General features: G+C 62.2%; 15 protein-coding genes. 10 read left to right on the forward strand and 5 right to left on the reverse strand.

Annotation, left to right across the window (positions count from 1 at the left end; all coding sequences use genetic code 11):
• Window positions 1–56 precede the first annotated feature (56 nt).
• On the forward strand, window positions 57–1,151 hold the full coding sequence (gene dprA / locus K0P33_RS01285) for a DNA-processing protein DprA (protein ID WP_242153673.1): 1,095 nt from the start codon (window positions 57–59) through the stop codon (window positions 1,149–1,151).
• Between the two features lie 54 nt (window positions 1,152–1,205).
• The gene (locus tag K0P33_RS01290) at window positions 1,206–1,763 is read left to right on the forward strand and encodes a Sua5/YciO/YrdC/YwlC family protein (RefSeq protein ID WP_094949722.1); all 558 of its coding nucleotides are present in this window, start codon (window positions 1,206–1,208) and stop codon (window positions 1,761–1,763) included.
• Between the two features lie 133 nt (window positions 1,764–1,896).
• Here the strand turns inward: K0P33_RS01290 and K0P33_RS01295 are convergent, their stop codons facing one another.
• Window positions 1,897–2,874, reverse strand: coding sequence for an NADPH:quinone reductase (locus tag K0P33_RS01295; protein ID WP_242153675.1), 978 nt, complete (start codon window positions 2,872–2,874; stop codon window positions 1,897–1,899).
• Window positions 2,875–3,033: 159 nt separating this feature from the next.
• On the opposite strand from K0P33_RS01295, the gene hemF reads away from it, so the two are divergent.
• Window positions 3,034–3,966 (forward strand): oxygen-dependent coproporphyrinogen oxidase, encoded by a 933-nt coding sequence (gene hemF / locus K0P33_RS01300; RefSeq protein WP_094949720.1) that lies wholly within the window; start codon window positions 3,034–3,036, stop codon window positions 3,964–3,966.
• A complete protein-coding gene (gene aroE / locus K0P33_RS01305) occupies window positions 3,966–4,784 on the forward strand; it encodes a shikimate dehydrogenase (protein WP_242153677.1) in 819 nt (272 codons plus the stop codon). The genes hemF and aroE overlap by 1 nt, the downstream gene beginning before the upstream one ends.
• A 128-nt stretch (window positions 4,785–4,912) precedes the next feature.
• Here the strand turns inward: aroE and K0P33_RS01310 are convergent, their stop codons facing one another.
• The 3 genes from K0P33_RS01310 to betC form a co-directional block, all read right to left on the reverse strand.
• On the reverse strand, window positions 4,913–6,481 hold the full coding sequence (locus K0P33_RS01310; protein ID WP_094949718.1) for a SulP family inorganic anion transporter: 1,569 nt from the start codon (window positions 6,479–6,481) through the stop codon (window positions 4,913–4,915).
• Window positions 6,482–6,653: 172 nt separating this feature from the next.
• Window positions 6,654–7,568 (reverse strand): choline ABC transporter substrate-binding protein, encoded by a 915-nt coding sequence (choX, locus tag K0P33_RS01315; protein WP_094949717.1) that lies wholly within the window; start codon window positions 7,566–7,568, stop codon window positions 6,654–6,656.
• 18 nt (window positions 7,569–7,586) lie between these two features.
• Window positions 7,587–9,098 carry a choline-sulfatase gene (gene betC, locus K0P33_RS01320; RefSeq protein ID WP_242153679.1) on the reverse strand — a complete coding sequence of 504 codons (1,512 nt, stop codon included), beginning with the start codon at window positions 9,096–9,098 and terminating at the stop codon, window positions 7,587–7,589.
• A 103-nt stretch (window positions 9,099–9,201) separates the two neighbouring features.
• On the opposite strand from betC, the gene K0P33_RS01325 reads away from it, so the two are divergent.
• The 6 genes from K0P33_RS01325 (at window position 9,202) to K0P33_RS01350 (ending at window position 14,931) form a co-directional block, all read left to right on the forward strand.
• Window positions 9,202–10,152 carry a LysR family transcriptional regulator gene (locus tag K0P33_RS01325; protein ID WP_094949715.1) on the forward strand — a complete coding sequence of 317 codons (951 nt, stop codon included), beginning with the start codon at window positions 9,202–9,204 and terminating at the stop codon, window positions 10,150–10,152.
• A gap of 30 nt (window positions 10,153–10,182) precedes the next feature.
• Window positions 10,183–10,509 (forward strand): DOPA 4,5-dioxygenase family protein, encoded by a 327-nt coding sequence (locus K0P33_RS01330; protein ID WP_242153681.1) that lies wholly within the window; start codon window positions 10,183–10,185, stop codon window positions 10,507–10,509.
• A 162-nt stretch (window positions 10,510–10,671) separates the two neighbouring features.
• Window positions 10,672–11,631: a 2-dehydro-3-deoxygalactonokinase gene (locus K0P33_RS01335; protein ID WP_242153683.1), complete on the forward strand. Its 960-nt coding sequence runs from the start codon at window positions 10,672–10,674 to the stop codon at window positions 11,629–11,631.
• A 1-nt stretch (window position 11,632) separates the two neighbouring features.
• A complete protein-coding gene (locus tag K0P33_RS01340) occupies window positions 11,633–12,253 on the forward strand; it encodes a 2-dehydro-3-deoxy-6-phosphogalactonate aldolase (RefSeq protein ID WP_242153685.1) in 621 nt (206 codons plus the stop codon).
• 61 nt (window positions 12,254–12,314) lie between these two features.
• Window positions 12,315–13,463, forward strand: coding sequence for a galactonate dehydratase (gene dgoD / locus K0P33_RS01345; protein WP_017137927.1), 1,149 nt, complete (start codon window positions 12,315–12,317; stop codon window positions 13,461–13,463).
• Between the two features lie 157 nt (window positions 13,464–13,620).
• The gene (locus K0P33_RS01350; RefSeq protein WP_094949711.1) at window positions 13,621–14,931 is read left to right on the forward strand and encodes an MFS transporter; all 1,311 of its coding nucleotides are present in this window, start codon (window positions 13,621–13,623) and stop codon (window positions 14,929–14,931) included.
• A 54-nt stretch (window positions 14,932–14,985) separates the two neighbouring features.
• Here the strand turns inward: K0P33_RS01350 and K0P33_RS01355 are convergent, their stop codons facing one another.
• Window positions 14,986–15,435, reverse strand: a complete 450-nt coding sequence (locus K0P33_RS01355; RefSeq protein WP_242153687.1) for an anti-virulence regulator CigR family protein — start codon at window positions 15,433–15,435, stop codon at window positions 14,986–14,988.
• Between the last annotated feature and the right edge of the window lie 8 nt (window positions 15,436–15,443).

Raw genomic sequence — 15,443 nt, forward strand, 5'->3', positions numbered from 1 at the left:
GCTAAATAAGTTACCAACAGAGTTATCCACAGCTTGTTCCGGTCAAGGATGATCAAATGTATCCGATAAACAGCAGTGAAATTTCCCCGTCAGAACTGGAAGCCCGACTACGCTTGCACAGGCTGCCAGAACTGGGCCCCAAGCGTTTTGGTGTATTGATCGAGGCGTTTGGGTCTGCTTCAAAGGCCATCAGCGCCCCGGCCAGTGCTTGGCGTTCCCTCGGGTTGCCGGCCATCAGCGCCGATGCCCGGCGTAGCCCTGAAATTCGTGACGGTGCCGCTCACGCTTTGGCGTGGTTGGAGCACCCGGCCCAGCATTTGCTGATGTGGGACCAGCCTGAGTACCCTGCCTTGCTCGCCCAGATAGACGACGCGCCACCGTTGTTATTCGTCGCCGGCGACCCGAAAATCCTCGAAAAACCGCAGTTGGCCATGGTCGGCAGCCGCCGTGCTTCGCGCCCCGGCATGGACACTGCCGCCGCCTTTTCCCGCAGCCTGGCGAGTGCCGGTTTTGTGATCACCAGTGGCCTCGCGTTGGGCATAGATGGCGCGGCGCATCAGGCAGCCCTGGACGTTGGCGGCCAGACAATCGGTGTGCTCGGCACTGGGCTTGAAAACTTTTATCCACAGCGCCACCGAAAGCTCGCCGCCGCGATGATTGCCCAAGGCAGCGCGGTGGTTTCCGAGTTTCCGCTGGATGCTGCGCCCCAGGCCGCGAACTTCCCCCGGCGCAACCGGATCATCAGTGGCCTGTCACTGGGCGTGCTGGTGGTGGAAGCCAGCATGGCCAGCGGTTCGCTGATCACCGCGCGGTTGGCGGCTGAGCAAGGGCGTGAGGTGTATGCGATCCCGGGTTCCATCCATCATCCCGGCGCCAAGGGCTGTCACCAGTTGATCCGCGATGGCGCGACACTGGTGGAATCCATCGAGCATATTTTGGACGGGTTACGCGGCTGGCAGGCGCTGTCCCGTCCGGCACCGATGCCGGTCACTCATCCGCTGGTGGCGCTGCTGCACGCCGCGCCTCACACCAGTGAAGCCTTAGCCATTGCCAGTGGGCGACCTTTGTCCCAAGTGCTGGCGGCCCTCACCGAGCTTGAGCTCGAAGGCCAGGTGATCTGCGAAAGCGGGCGCTGGCTTGCGCGCTGCTAGGTTTTGTAACGAAGATCGGTAAACTGCGCAGAGCTTTAGTCCGGAGAGTGAGCAATGGTCAACAGGTGGCGTGTGCTGGAAACCGCACGAGAAATTCGCGCAGGCGCGGTGATCGCCTACCCGACCGAAGCGGTCTGGGGCCTTGGCTGCGACCCGTGGAATGAAGCAGCGGTGGACCGGCTGCTGGCGATCAAGAATCGGTCGGTGGACAAGGGGCTGATCCTGGTGGCGGACAATATCCGCCAGTTCGATTTTCTCTTTGAAGACTTCCCGGACACCTGGATCGAGCGCATGGCCAGCACCTGGCCTGGGCCTAATACCTGGCTGGTGCCGCATCAGGACTTGTTGCCTGAATGGGTCACCGGTGTGCATGACACGGTGGCGCTGCGGGTGAGTGATCATCCGCTGGTGCGGGATCTGTGCTCGCTGGTGGGGCCGCTGATTTCCACGTCTGCCAACCCGCAAGGCCGCCCGGCGGCGCGCACACGGCTTCGCGTGGAGCAGTATTTCCGTGGCCAGGTCGATCGGGTGTTGGGTGGCGCCTTGGGTGGGCGCAAGAACCCGAGCCTGATTCGCGATTTGGCGACGGGTGAGGTGGTGCGGCCTTCTTGAGACCGAGGCGCGGCCATCGCGGGCAAGCCCGGCTCCCACATTCGACTGCATTCCAACTGAAGGAACACAGTCAAAATGTGGGAGCGGGCTTGCCCGCGATGGGGCCCTTCAGACCAACAACTGTCTTAAGCCTTTATGGCAGGAGGATGGTCGACCCAGTCGTCCGCCGCCCCGACAACTCAGTCTGCGCCTTCGCCGCATCCGCCAGCGAAAACCGCTGGTTGATATCAATGCGCACCTTGCCGCTCTTGATCATCGAGAACAGGTCATCGGCCATCGCCTGCAGATCCTTCGGATTGCTGGCATAGGTCGCCAAGGTCGGCCGGGTGACATACAGCGAGCCCTTGGCCGCCAGAATTCCCAGGTTCACCCCATCCACCGCGCCCGATGCATTCCCGAAGCTCACCACCAGCCCACGTGGCGCTACGCTGTCCAGCGAGGTCAGCCAAGTGTCCTTGCCGACGCCGTCGTACACCACCGGCACCTTTTTGCCGTCGGTCAATTCCAGTACACGTTGTACGACGTTTTCCTTGCTGTAGTCGATGGTTTCCCAGGCGCCGAGGGATTTGGCCAGCGCGGCTTTTTCCGGCGAACTCACCGTGCCGATGAGCTTCACGCCCAAGGCCTTGGCCCATTGGCAGGCCAGCGAACCGACGCCACCAGCAGCGGCGTGGAACAGGATGGTTTCGCCGCCCTTCAATTCATAGGTCTGGCGCAGCAGGTACTGCACGGTCAGGCCCTTGAGCATCGCGCCGGCGGCTTGTTCGAAACTGATATCGTCCGGCAAGTGCACCAGATTGGCTGCGGGCAACACATGCAGCTCGCTGTAGGCACCCAGCGGGCCGCTGCCGTAGGCCACACGGTCGCCGACTTTGAATTGCGTGACCTCGCTGCCCACCGCGTCGACCACGCCGGCACCTTCGGCGCCCAAGCCCGATGGCAGCGCGGGCGGTGCATAAAGGCCACTGCGGAAATAAGTGTCGATGAAGTTCAGGCCAATGGCCTCGTTGCGCACACGAACCTGCTGCGGGCCAGGCTCTGCCGGCGTGTAGTCCACATACTCAAGTACTTCGGGGCCGCCATGGGCACGGAACTGGATACGTTTGGCCATCTGCACTTCTCCTGAGGTCGAATCGCGTAGCCCTCTATCCCACTCCTAAGCTTGACCTTCGTCAACTGCGGCGAAGCCGGGTGCGGTGGTATCCTGTGCGCCCATTTGCCGCCGACGCCCAATGGCCTCGCGTAGCTTTGCCCGATTCAAGGTGATGCCATGACTACCCGCACCGAGGCTGTTAAAGCCTACCTGCTCGACCTGCAAGACCGCATTTGCAGCGCCCTGGAAACCTTCGAGACGGACACTCGCTTTATCGAAGACGCCTGGACCCGGCCTGCCGGCGGCGGCGGTCGCACCCGTGTGATCGAAAACGGCACGGTCATCGAAAAAGGCGGCGTTAACTTTTCCCACGTATTCGGTAGCGGCCTCCCACCGTCCGCCAGTGCCCATCGCCCTGAGCTGGCCGGTCGCGGCTTCGAAGCCCTGGGCGTGTCGCTGGTGATCCACCCGCACAACCCGCATGTGCCGACGTCTCACGCCAATGTGCGCTTTTTCATCGCCGAAAAAGACGGCGAAGAACCGGTGTGGTGGTTCGGTGGCGGCTTCGACCTCACGCCCTACTACGCCAATGAAGAAGACTGCATCCACTGGCACCGCGTGGCCGAGCAGGCCTGCGCGCCGTTCGGGCCGCACGTGTACTCGCGCTACAAGGCGTGGTGCGACACCTACTTCCATATCAAGCACCGTAACGAACCGCGCGGCATCGGCGGCCTGTTCTTCGATGACTTGAACGAGTGGGACTTCGACACCTGCTTCGCCTTCATCCGCGCCATCGGCGATGCGTACATCGACGCCTACCTGCCGATCGTGCAGCGCCGCAAGGCCATGGCTTACACCGAACAGCAGCGTCAATTCCAAGAGTTCCGCCGTGGGCGCTATGTCGAGTTCAACCTCGTCTACGACCGTGGCACCCTGTTCGGCCTGCAGTCGGGCGGGCGCACTGAGTCGATCCTGATGTCGCTGCCGCCGCAAGTACGCTGGAGTTACGACTGGAAGGCTGAGGCCGGCAGCGAAGAGGCGCGCCTCACCGATTACTTCCTGCAAGACCGCGACTGGCTTGGCCTCGCCACGCCCACGGCGGCTGTCTGATGGACCGTTATGTCGTGTTCGGCAACCCCATCGGCCACAGCAAGTCGCCGCTGATTCACCGCATGTTTGCCGAGCAGACCGGTGAGCAACTGGACTACAGCACCTTGCTCGCGCCGCTGGAAAATTTCACCGGCTGTGCCCGTGAGTTTTTTCAGCAAGGCCGTGGCGCCAACGTCACCGTGCCGTTCAAGGAAGACGCTTACCGTTTGGCCAACAGCCTGACCGAACGCGCCCAGCGCGCCGGGGCGGTGAATACCCTGAGCAAGCTGGCCGACGGCACTTTGCTGGGTGACAACACCGACGGCGCCGGCCTCGTGCGCGACCTGAAGGTGAATGCCGGGTTGAGCCTGCAAGGCAAACGCATCCTGCTGCTGGGCGCCGGTGGCGCGGTACGCGGGGCGCTGGAGCCGTTGCTCGCCGAGCGGCCGGCGTCGCTGATCATCGCCAACCGCACGGTAGAAAAGGCCGAGTTGCTCGCCGAGCTGTTCGACGACCTGGGCCCGGTGTCGGCCAGCGGTTTCGACTGGCTGCGTGAGCCGGTGGACCTGATCATCAATGCCACGTCCGCCAGCCTGTCAGGCGATGTACCGCCGATTGCCGGCAGCCTGATCGAACCGGGTAAGACGTTCTGCTACGACATGATGTACGCCAAGGCGCCCACCGCGTTCTGCCGATGGGCTACAGAGCAAGGCGCAGCCGTGGCGATGGATGGTTTGGGCATGCTCGTGGAGCAGGCGGCGGAAGCGTTCTTCCTGTGGCGCGGTGTGCGCCCGGATTCGGCGCCGGTGTTGGCTGAGTTGCGCCGCCAGTTGGCCTGACACAAAGCCAATGTGGGCACGGTCAAAATGTGGGAGCAGGCTTGCCTGCGATTGGATCGCCTCGGTCTAACTGACTGACCGAGTCGTCTGCATCGCAGGCAAGCCTGCTCCCACAGTTTTAACTGCGTTCAGTCTTCGAAATGGAGGGGGCAGTTGTCGGGCCCTTCAAGTTTTTTTAACTCTTCCACCACCTGCGGCCGGGCCCGGCGCAACGTCAGGCTACGCCCCAACCCCTTAAGCCGCCGCGCCTCCTGATGCAGCATCTCCACCCCGGAATAGTCGATAAAGTTGATCTGCTGCGCCTCGATCACCACCCGCTCGCCCTGCAAGCTTTGCAGGCGCACTTGCAGGTAATGGCTGGCGCCAAAAAAGATCGAACCCCCCACCCGCAACACATCCTCGTCGCCATCACGCCACTGCTGCACGCGCGGCTGCGAGGTGCGCTTGAGGTAGAAAAACAGCGAGGCCAGCACCCCGGCGTAAATCGCTGTTTGCAGCTCCAGCAGCAAGGTGGCGACGCACGTCAGGCTCATCACCACAAACTCGGCGCGGCTCACGCGGAACAACGCGCGAATGCCGCGATGATCCACCAAGCCCCAGCAAATCAGCAGGATGCTCGCCGCCATGCTGGGGATTGGAATGTGCGCGATCAACACCGCGCCGAACAGCGCGAACAACGCCACCCACAAGGCGGAAAACACGCCTGCCAAGGGTGAGCATGCGCCCGCTTCGTAGCTCAGGCCGGAGCGGGTAAAGGAACCGGCTGACAGGTAGCCGGAGAAAAATCCGCCGACGATATTGGATAAGCCCTGCGCACGGACTTCCTGGTTGGCGTCGAGCAATTGCTGCGAACGCGCCGACAACGAGCGCGCAATCGACAGGCTGGTCACCAGCCCCAGCATGCCCACCGCCACGGCACTGGGCAGCAGGCGCAGGAGCATGTCCAGGTCCAGCGGCAATGGGCTGAACGGCGGCAGCTTGCCCACAAACGAACTGACCCGCGCCACATGCCCGAACATCGCCGGCCACAGCCACGCCACCAAGCTGCTCAACGCCAGGGCGATCAATAGCGTCGGCCAGCGTGGGACCCAGTACTTGAGTAACGCGCCCACCAGTAAGGTGCTCAAGCCTAGGACGAGGGAGGCATGGTCCCACTCGCCGCCGTGATCGATAAGCGCCAGCAAACTTTTGATTGCAGTGGCCTGGCTCGGCAAATCCAGCCCAAGCAGGTTGGGCAGTTGCCCCAAGGCAATCACCACGGCGGCGCCCAAGGTGAACCCAAGTACCACCGAATGGGAGACGAAATTCACCAGCGCGCCGAAGCGCAGCATCCCCAGCAGCCACTGGAAAACCCCGGCGAGAAAGGTCAGCAACAGGATCAACGTGATGTAGTCCTGAGACCCAGGCACGGCCAAGGGGCTGACGCTGGCGTAGAGCACGATGGAAATCGCCGCCGTCGGGCCGCAGATCAGGTGCCAGGAGGAACCCCAGAGGCAGGCGATCAATACCGGAATGATGGCGGCGTACAAGCCGTATTCAGGTGGGAGACCGGCGATCAGCGCGTAGGCAATCGACTGCGGCAGCGCGAGCACGGCGCCGCTGAGGCCGACCATCGCGTCCCGGCCGACGCTGGCGCGGGTTTGGCGTGGCAGCCAGGCGAGGAAGGGGAAGAGTGTATGGCGGTTGGGCCGGGGCATCGCAGACTCGGGTTGAAAGGTTTGAGCCAGGGTATCAGGCTGCTAATGATCGTTCCCACGCTCTGCGTGGGAATGCCGGCCCAGGGACGCTCCGCGTTCGCTCTTAAGGTCGTGACGCGGAGCGTCACAGGATGCATTCCCACGCGGAGCGTGGGAATGATCATTTCGGGGGTTAGAGCTTGGCTTTTACCGCCGCCAACGCATCCTGGCCATCCACGGTTTTTACGCCATCGAGCCACTTGTCCAGCACCGCCGGATTCGCCTTGATCCACGCCTTCGCCGCATCGGCATTGCTGACCTTTTTGTTGACCACTTCGGCCATGATGCTGTTCTCCATGTCCTGGGTGAAGCTCAGGTTGGTCAGCAGTTTCCCGACATTCGGGCAGGCCTGCGCATAACCTTTGCGGGTCAAGGTATACACGCTGCCGGTGTCGCCGAAGTACTTCTCGCCGCCCTTGAGGTAATGCATTTTCAACTGCACGTTCATCGGGTGCGGCGTCCAGCCGAGGAAGGTCACGAATTTCTGTTTTTTAACCGCCCGCGACACTTCGGCCAGCATCGCCTGTTCACTCGACTCGATCAGCTTCCATTGGCCGAGGTCGAAGTCGTTCTTCTTGATGATCTCCTGCAGCGAGATATTCGCCGGTGCGCCGGAGCCGATGCCGTAGATCTTCTTATCGAATTTGCCCGCGAATTTATTCAAGTCGGCAAAGTCATGCACACCGGCGTCCCACACGTAGTCCGGCACGGCGAGGGTGAACTCGGTGCCGTCGAGGTTTTTCGCCAGTTGCACCACGTCACCGTTAGCCACGAACTTGTCATAGAAGCCCTGCTGCGCCGGCATCCAGTTGCCCAGGAACACATCCACCTGGCCGTCCTTGAGCCCGCCAAACGTGATCGGCACCGCCAGGGTGTCGACCTTGGCCTTGTAGCCCATGCCGTTCAACAGAAAACCGGTGATGGCATTGGTGGCGGCGATATCGCTCCAGCCGGGGTCGGCCATCTTCACCGTGTCACAGCGGGTGTCCGCGTACACATTGGCGCTAGTCAGCACCAACATACCCAACACTGCAGTCAACTTTTGCATGGCCTTCTCTCTGTTTTATTAGTGTTGGCAGGGTTGTGGATAACGTGCCTTGCGCTCCAGGTCGTCGAGGTCGATATGGTTGCGCATGTATTGCTGACTGGCGTCCACCAGTGGCTGGTGATCCCAGCTCTTCAGCTTGCCTTGGGTCAGCGCCTCAAACACCAGGCGTCGACGGCGTTGGCTGGCGAGCACCTGCTGGTGGATCGCCGGGATGTCCCATTTGGCCCGCGCCTCACTCAAAAACGCCTCGAACAGTGCTCGGTGTTCCGCTGACTGGCTGAGGTTCTCCCGCTCGTGCGGGTCGTTGTGTAGATCGAACAGTAGACAAGGGTCGTCTTCGCTGTAGATAAATTTGTACGCGCCACGGCGAATCATCATCAGTGGGCTGATGGTGCCTTCGGCCATGTATTCGCCGAACACTTCGTCGTGCCCGCCCTGCCCCTGCAAGTGCGGGACCAGTGAGCGGCCGTCCAGCGGCAAACGCGGGTCTAACTCGCCGCCGGCCAGTTCCACCAGGGTCGGCAACAGGTCGGCGGTGGACACGGCTTTGCTCACGCGGCCAGCGGCAAACTGCCCCGGCGCACTGACCAGCAGCGGCACGCGGGCGGCCATTTCAAACCAGTGCATTTTGTACCAGAGGCCGCGCTCGCCGAGCATGTCGCCGTGGTCGCCCGAGAAGATGATGATGGTGTCGTCGGCAAGGCCGGTGTCTTCCAGGGTTTGCAGGAGCTTGCCGACATTGCTGTCGATGTAGCTGCACGCGCCGAAATACGCGCGGCGCGCATCGCGGATCTTGTTCAGTGGCAGCGGTTTGTCCCACAGGTCGTAAACCTTCAGCAGGCGCTGGGAATGCGGGTCGAGGTCGGCCTGGGCTGGTGTCGTAGGCATTGGGATGTCGCTGTCGTCGTACAGGTCCCAGAACGGCTTGGGAATGGTGTACGGGTCGTGTGGGTGAGTCATCGACACGGTCAGGCAGAACGGCTGGTCGCCGTCTTCACGAATATGGTCGAACAGGTATTGCTGGGCCTTGAACACCACCTCTTCATCGAAATCCAGCTGGTTGGTGCGCACGCACGGCCCGGCTTGCAGCACCGAGGCCATGTTGTGGTACCAGGTGGGGCGCACGTCCGGCTCATCCCAGTTCACCGCCCAGCCATAGTCGGCGGGGTAGATGTCGCTGGTCAGGCGCTCCTCAAAGCCGTGCAATTGGTCTGGCCCGCAGAAATGCATCTTGCCCGACAGCGCGGTGCGGTAGCCGAGGCGGCGCAGATAGTGGGCATAAGTCGGTACATCAGCGGGAAAATCCGCCGCGTTGTCGTAGGCGCCGATCTTGCTCGGCAACTGGCCGCTGACCAGGGTGAAGCGCGACGGCGCGCACAACGGGCTGTTGCAATAGGCGGCGTCGAACACCACGCCCTGCTCGGCGAGGCGGCTCAGGTTGGGCAACTTGATCGGAGAAGGTCCGTAGAACGGAAGCATCGGCGCGGCCATTTGATCGGCCATGATGAAAAGAATGTTCTTGCGCTTCATGAGTCTTCGGCATTCCATAGGCGATGTTTATGCGAATCAGCATGCGGCCCATGGAAAATGGGGTAAAGCCCAGGAAAAGCAATGTCTAGGATAAGCACAGCTTATGTATGAAGCCCTCGGCGATTTATCCCTCGACCTGCTGCGCGCTTTCGAGGCCGCGGCGCGCCACCGCAGCTTTACCGCTGCCGCGATGGACATGGGCACTACCCAACCGGCCATCAGCCAGCAGATCAAGCGCTTGGAAGAACAGCTTGGGCTGCGTTTGTTTGATCGGATTTACCGTGGCATCGAGCTGACCGACGCGGGCGCGTTGTTATTCGAGCACGTCCAGGGCGGCTTGCAGGCCATCAACCACGGCCTGAGCGTGATCACCCAGCAGGACCAGCATGAAGTGCTGCAAGTGGCCACCGACTTCGCTTTCGCCGCCTACTGGCTGATGCCGCGCCTGCACCGCTTCCACGCCGCCAACCCGCAAGTGGACGTCAGCCTGGTCACCAGCCAGCGCAACCACGCGACCTTGCGCAGCGATATCGATGTGGCGGTGCTGTTTGGCGACGGCCGCTTCAAGCAAGGCGACAGCCTGTGGCTGTTCAACGAGGAAGCGTTTCCGGTGTGCAGCCCGCAACTGCTCAAGGACCGCACCACGCCGCTGACCGTGCAGACGTTGCAGGACTACCCCTTGCTGCACCTGCGCCAGGAAAACAACAGCCAGTGGTTCGATTGGAACGGCATATTTCGCGAGCTGGGCATTACCACCGCACCCACACCCGGCCAGTTGCGCTTCGACAACTACACCCTGCTGATCCAGGCCGCCATTGCTGGCCAGGGCGTGGCCATCGGCTGGCGCCACCTGGTGGATAACTTGCTGGAACAGGAGTGGCTGTGCCGGCCGATCAGCGACACGGTGATCTCGCGCTTCGGTTACTACGTGGTGCAGCCGCAGCGCAAACGTCGGGGGCAATTGGTTGAGCGCTTTGTCGACTGGCTGGTGGCCGAGCAAGCCAGCAACGTGCAGTCGCTGACTGGGCTGGCCCTGCCGTCGATTGCGGTCTAGGATCGGCGCATATCGGATCCGGATTTCGCCATGCAACGTATCAAGGGCTACCACGCCCATATCTACTTCGACGCCAGCACCATAGACCAGGCGCGCACGCTCTGCGAAGACGCGGCCAAGCTGTTTCCGCTGCGTATGGGCCGCGTGCATGAGCGCCCGGTGGGCCCGCACCCGGACTGGAGCTGCCAGCTGGCGTTCGAGCCGGAATACATCGGCGTGGTGTTGCCGTGGCTGGCCCTGCATCGCGACGGGCTGGTGGTGTTCCTGCACCCCGAGACCGGCGATGACTTGAAGGATCACACCGATTACGCGATCTGGATGGGGGCGATGCGCGAGCTGGATTTGTCTGTTTTTTAACCACTGCTGATAAAAATCCCATCCCCTTGTGCAAAGACGATGGGATTTTTTATGTTTAAACCCTATATGTGGGACTGATATTTATATATTGAGATATTGCCAGGCATAGGTTTATATTCGCCCATCTGCTTTTTTCAGCACCCACTCATTTCAGGTGAAGCGATGCAGGCGCAATTGATCGCGCTCGACTGGGGGACCAGCTCCCTTCGTGCTTATAAACTCGGCCCAGCCGGCAGGGTGCTCGAACAGCGCGCGCTGGGGTTCGGCATCATGCACCTGCCCAGCGAACCCCGGGAGATTGCTGGCGTGCGGTGCAGCGATGGCTTCGAGTTGGCGTTCGATGCAGCTTGCGGCGACTGGCTGGATGCCGAGCCCGGCCTACCGGTGATCGCCTGTGGCATGGTCGGCAGCGCCCAAGGCTGGAGCGAAGCGGCCTATCGCAATACGCCGGTTGATGTCGCCAGCCTCAGCCAGGCCCTGCACTCCGTACGCAGCCTGCGCGGTGTGGAGGTGCATATCGTGCCCGGCGTGATCGAACAGGTCGGCTTGCCCAACGTGATGCGCGGTGAAGAAACCCAGGTACTGGGCGTGCTGCAAGGTCTCGCTGCGCAGGTATTGATCGGCCTGCCCGGCAGCCATTCCAAATGGGTCGAGGTGGCGGATGGCTGCATCACACACTTCGACACCTTCATGACCGGCGAGCTGTTCGCGGTGCTGAGCAAGCACAGCATTCTGGGGCGTACGCAAAAGCCCTCCGAACACTTCCAGGCCGAGGCTTTTGATCGCGGCGTGAACGTGGCGCTCTCCAAAGACGGGCAGCGCGGCGTGCTCTCAACCGTGTTCAGCGCCCGCACCCTGGGGCTGACCGCCGAACTGGCCCCCGACCAGCAAGCGGATTACCTGTCCGGCCTGCTGATTGGCCATGAACTCGCCGGTTTGCCCGAGCACGCCAAACATAAACCCATCGTTCTGGTCGGTAACGCCCCGCTCTGCGCCCGCTACCAACGTGCCCTCGCCCTCTGCGGCTTCGCCCACGTCAGCCTGGCGCAAGAGGCCAGCGAACGCGGCCTGTGGCAATTGGCAGTGGCCGCCGGGCTTACTCAACCTGTCTTGGAGGCCTGACATGCTCAAGCAAGCACTCGCACACAACGGTTTGATCGCAATCCTGCGCGGCGTACGGCCAGACGAAGCCGAGGCGATTGGCCAGGTGCTCTATCAGGCCGGCTTTCGCGTGATCGAAGTGCCGCTCAATTCGCCGGACCCTTACACCAGCATCCGCACCCTGCGCGACAGCCTGCCCGCCGATTGCCTGATCGGCGCAGGCACGGTGTTGACGCCTGCGCAGGTCGAGCAGGTCAAAGCCGCCGGCGGCCAAGTGATCGTCATGCCCCACAGCGATGCCAAGGTGCTGCGCGCAGCGAAAGCGGCGGGCTTGTACCTGTCGCCGGGTGTGGCCACGCCCACCGAAGCCTTCGCCGCACTGGCCGAAGGCGCCGACGTGTTGAAGCTGTTCCCGGCTGAGCAAATGGGCCCGGGTGTAATCAAGGCGTGGCTGGCGGTACTGCCGACGGGCACGTTGTTGCTGCCGGTGGGCGGTGTGACCCCGGACAACATGCAGGTGTATTTCGACGCGGGCGCCAAGGGCTTCGGCTTGGGTTCCGGGTTGTTCAAGCCGGGCATGTCCGTGGATCAAGTGGCGAGCAGTGCCCAGGCGTATGTCGCTGCCTGGAACGCGTTGAACTGATGCCCTGAATTGATTTCAAGCTTTGCGCCTTCGGCGCTGCATCGACAAGAGAGATAAGAAGATGAAAATCACTAAACTGACGACCTTCATCGTCCCGCCGCGCTGGTGCTTCCTTAAGGTCGAAACCGACCAAGGCGTGACCGGCTGGGGTGAGCCCGTAGTCGAGGGCCGCGCCCACACCGTGGCCGCTGCCGTCGAAGAACTTTCCGACTACCTGATCGGCAAAGACCCACGCAATATCGAAGACATCTGGACAGTGCTCTACCGCGGCGGCTTCTACCGTGGCGGCGCGGTGCACATGAGCGCCCTCGCCGGTATCGACCAGGCGCTGTGGGACATCAAGGGCAAGGCGCTGGGCGTCTCGGTCAGCGACCTGCTCGGCGGCCAAGTGCGCGACAAGATCCGCGTGTATTCGTGGATCGGCGGCGATCGGCCGGCCGACACTGCGCGGGCTGCCAAAGAGGCGGTGGCGCGTGGTTTTACCGCGGTGAAAATGAACGGCACCGAAGAACTGCAGTTCGTCGACAGCTTCGAAAAAGTCGACCTGGCCCTGGCCAACGTCGCCGCCGTACGTGATGCGGTGGGCCCTAACGTCGGCATCGGCGTCGACTTCCATGGCCGCGTGCACAAGCCCATGGCCAAGGTGCTGATGAAAGAGCTCGACCCGTACAAACTGATGTTTATCGAAGAGCCGGTGCTCAGCGAAAACTACGAAGCGCTCAAAGAACTGGCGCCGCTGACCAGCACGCCGATTGCCTTGGGCGAGCGGCTGTTCTCGCGCTGGGACTTCAAGCGCGTGCTCAGCGAAGGTTACGTCGACATCATCCAGCCGGACGCCTCCCACGCCGGAGGCATCACCGAAACCCGCAAGATCGCCAACATGGCCGAAGCCTACGACGTGGCCCTGGCCCTGCACTGCCCGCTCGGCCCGATTGCCCTGGCGGCGTGCCTGCAACTGGACGCGGTTTGTTACAACGCGTTTATCCAGGAGCAAAGCCTGGGCATTCACTACAACGAGAGCAACGACCTGCTCGACTACGTGCGCGACCCGGGCGTGTTCGACTATGACAAGGGCTTCGTGAAGATCCCCAACGGGCCAGGCTTGGGTATTGAGATCAACGAGGAATATGTGATCGAGCGTGCGGCCATCGGCCACCGCTGGCGCAACCCGATCTGGCGCCATGCCGATGGCAGCTTTGCCGAGTGGTAAGCCCCTCCTGAAGAAACACCGTCAATGTGGGAGCTGGCTTGCCTGCGATAGCGGTGGGCCAGCTTGTATCTCTGGCACTGGCACACCGTCATCGCAGGCAAGCCAGCTCCCTCACTGACCGTCCCCGTCCTCAATAAACATAAGAAGAGGCACCCCCATGCAACCTGAGTCCTTCACCGGGCAGGCTTCTTTAGTCACGCCCAGCAGAAAGCGTTTCTTCATCATGGTGCTGCTGTTTATCACGGTGGTGATCAACTACCTCGACCGCAGCAACCTGTCGATTGCCGCCCCGGCGTTGACCAGCGAGCTGGGCATCGACCCGGTGCACGTCGGGCTGATCTTCTCCGCCTTCGGCTGGACCTACGCCGCCATGCAGATCCCCGGCGGCTGGTTGGTGGATCGGGTGCCGCCGCGCATTCTCTACACCGTCGCCCTGCTGTTGTGGTCGATTGCCACCGTGATGCTCGGGTTTGCCGCCAGCTTCATCGCGCTGTTTGTGCTGCGCATGGCGGTCGGCGCCTTGGAAGCACCGGCCTACCCGATCAACAGCCGTGTGGTCACCACTTGGTTTCCTGAGCGCGAGCGCGCCACGGCGATTGGCGTTTATACGTCGGGGCAGTTTGTCGGGCTGGCGTTTCTCACGCCGGTGTTGGCGTGGCTGCAGCACGCGTTTGGCTGGCACATGGTGTTTGTCGCCACCGGTGGCGTCGGCATTCTGTGGGCACTGGTGTGGTACGCGGTGTACCGCGAGCCGAAGGATTTCAAAGGTGCCAACGCCGCTGAAATCGAGCTGATCCGTGAAGGCGGTGGTTTGGTGGATATGCAGGCGCAAGCCACCAAGGCGCCGTTCAGTTGGGTCGACCTGGGCATCGTGCTGAGCAAGCGCAAGCTGTGGGGCATCTACCTGGGGCAGTTCTGCCTGAACTCCACGCTGTGGTTTTTCCTGACGTGGTTTCCGACCTACCTGGTGAAATATCGCGGGATGGACTTCATCAAGTCCGGCCTGCTGGCGTCGCTGCCCTTCCTGGCGGCGTTTGTGGGCGTGCTGTGTTCGGGGATTTTTTCTGACTGGCTGATTCGCCGGGGCGCATCGGTAGGCTTTGCGCGCAAGCTGCCGATCATTGCTGGGTTGCTGATTTCCACGGCGATCATTGGTGCCAACTATGTGGACTCAACGGCGTGGGTGATTGCGTTCCTGGCAGTGGCATTTTTCGGCAATGGCTTGGCGTCGATCACCTGGTCACTGGTGGCCACCCTGGCACCGGCGCGCCTGCTGGGGCTGACCGGTGGGGTGTTCAACTTTATCGGCAACCTGTCAGCAATAACCACGCCGATTGTGATTGGCTTTTTGGCCAGTGGTGATTCGTTCGCGCCGGCGATTACCTACATTGCGGTGCTGGCGTTGCTGGGGGCGCTGTCCTACGTGTTGCTCGTAGGCAAAGTCGAACGCATCGAACTGAATGAATAACCTGTGGCCAGCCCGCTCGCCACAACAAGCCCGCCTGCCACAAAAGCACGGGCGTTAGTTGAGCACGCCGTCCAAAATCTCGTAGACGATGCCCGTGCCCACCGCGATCAACACCACGTCTGGCCCGGAGCGGCGCCATTCGTAACCTTGGTAAACCGGCAGGCGCGCCAGGGCGCGGTTGTCCAGGCGTTCGCCATAGTAACCACGTGGCAGTGGCTGGCCGCGCACCAGGCGTAGATTCGGTGGTGGCGGTGCACCACGGGAGAACTGGCCGTGGTTGTCGTGGATGATCTGCCGCACCGGGCCGAAGTCCTGAGGCGGGCCGCGGCGATTGTTCTGCGGGCCGCGATGGTCGTCGCCACGTTGCTCGTGTTGGCCTTGCGGGCCGCCACGGCCAGGGCCATCGCCATCACCGCGTTGGTCAGGGGGCGCGGCCTGCACCAAGGCACTCGCACCGAGCATCAGCACGCCGAGGCCAGCGATCAAGCGTTTAGGCATTTTCATGGGGCGTT

The organism is Pseudomonas sp. ArH3a (assembly GCF_022648765.1).
GTDB lineage: Bacteria > Pseudomonadota > Gammaproteobacteria > Pseudomonadales > Pseudomonadaceae > Aquipseudomonas.